Origin of the sequence: Streptomyces sp. NPDC059456 (assembly GCF_042750055.1) — a bacterium.
Lineage (GTDB): Bacteria > Actinomycetota > Actinomycetes > Streptomycetales > Streptomycetaceae > Streptomyces.
Genome location: NZ_JBHYVA010001075.1, coordinates 1 through 1645, shown reverse-complemented (window position 1 = coordinate 1645; position 1645 = coordinate 1). Strand labels below are relative to the sequence as shown.

Here is a 1645-nt window from a genome sequence, read left to right as displayed (position 1 = left end):
CTGCGGGGCACCGCCACGCCCGCCGAGCCGGGGGTCTTCGAACCGGTCGCCCGCATCAAGCGGGAACGGCCGCAGATCGCCGTCGTCGTCCTCGGCCCGGTGCCGAGCCCCCGCGGGATCGCCGCCGCCTTCGCCGCCGGCGCCTCGGGGTACGTACGCCACGACGAGCGGATCGAAGGCGTGGAGCGGGCGCTGGCCAAGGCCCGGGCGGGAGAGGTCGCGATCTCCCCGCAGCTGCTCCAGGGGGCCTTCGCGGAACTCCTCAACCCCGCCGCCCAGCCCGACGACGAGGGCAGCCGGCTGCTGCGGCTGCTCACCCCGCGGGAGGTGGAGGTGCTGGTCCGGGTCGCCGAGGGCGAGGACACCCGGCTGATCGCCGCGGGCATGGAGATCGCGCCCAGCACCGCCCGTACGCACGTGCAGCGGGTGCTGATGAAACTGGGCGTGGGCTCCCGGCTGGAGGCCGCCGCACTGGCCGCCCGGACCGGTCTGCTCGACCGGGCGGGGCTCGCGCCGGCGGCCGCCGATTTCCCCGCGGGCGCTTAATCGGGTAAGCCAGTGACCGGCATGTGCACGCGCCCGCGTGCATCCCCCCGCGAGAGGCAGTAGACGAGTGAGCGAGACGGCGACTCCCACAACGGCGACGTACAAGTACATGGTCACCGGCGGCGCCGGATACGTCGGCAGCGTCGTCGCGGCGCACCTCCTGGAGGCCGGGCACGAGGTCACCGTCCTCGACGACCTCTCCACCGGCTTCCGCGAGGGCGTCCCGGCGGGTGCCGCCTTCATCGAGGGCCGGATCCAGGACGCCGCCCGCCACCTGGACCCCTCCTACGACGCGGTACTGCACTTCGCGGCGTCCTCGCAGGTCGGCGAGTCCGTGGTCAACCCGGGCAAGTACTGGGAGAACAACGTCGGCGGCACGCTCGCCCTGCTGGCCGCCATGCGCACGCACGGGGTGCGCAAGCTTGTGTTCTCCTCCACCGCCGCCACCTACGGCGAGCCCACCGAGGGCCTGCTCACCGAGGACTCGGTCACCAAGCCCACCAACCCGTACGGCGCCTCGAAGCTGGCCGTCGACCACATGATCGCCGGAGAGTGCGCGGCGCACGGCGTCGCCGCGGTCTCGCTGCGCTACTTCAACGTGGCCGGCGCGTACGGCGAGTTCGGCGAGCGCCACGACCCCGAGACCCACCTGATCCCGCTGGTGCTCCAGGTCGCCCTGGGCGAGCGCGAGTCGATCTCGGTGTTCGGCGAGGACTACCCCACCCCCGACGGCACCTGCGTGCGCGACTACATCCACGTCGCGGACCTGGCCGAGGCCCACCTGGCCGCGCTGGAGGCCGCCACCGCCGGCGAGCACCTGATCTGCAACCTCGGCAACGGCAACGGCTTCTCGGTCCGCGAGGTCGTCGAGACGGTCCGCAAGGTCACGGGCGCGGAGATCCCCGAGGTCGTCGCCCCGCGCCGGGCCGGCGACCCGGCGGTCCTCGTCGCGTCCGCGCGCGCGGCCCACGAGCGGCTCGGCTGGACGCCGGCCCGCTCGGACCACACCCCCAAAATAACCCACCCCAGGAAAATCACACCCACCCACCCGTCCAGACCCCCACGCTCTTATAAAAAAAAAAAGCATGACACCAAAAAT

At 72.5% G+C, this 1645-nt stretch carries 2 protein-coding genes; both read left to right on the top strand.

Annotated features, from left to right (window positions below; genetic code table 11):
• Positions 1-546 (top strand): response regulator transcription factor (locus ACFXA3_RS42275; RefSeq protein ID WP_385196806.1); only part of this gene is annotated, 546 nt, incomplete at its 5' end.
• Positions 547-655: 109 nt separating this feature from the next.
• Positions 656-1645: UDP-glucose 4-epimerase GalE (galE, locus tag ACFXA3_RS42270; protein WP_385196809.1), on the top strand; the 990-nt coding region annotated here is incomplete at its 3' end.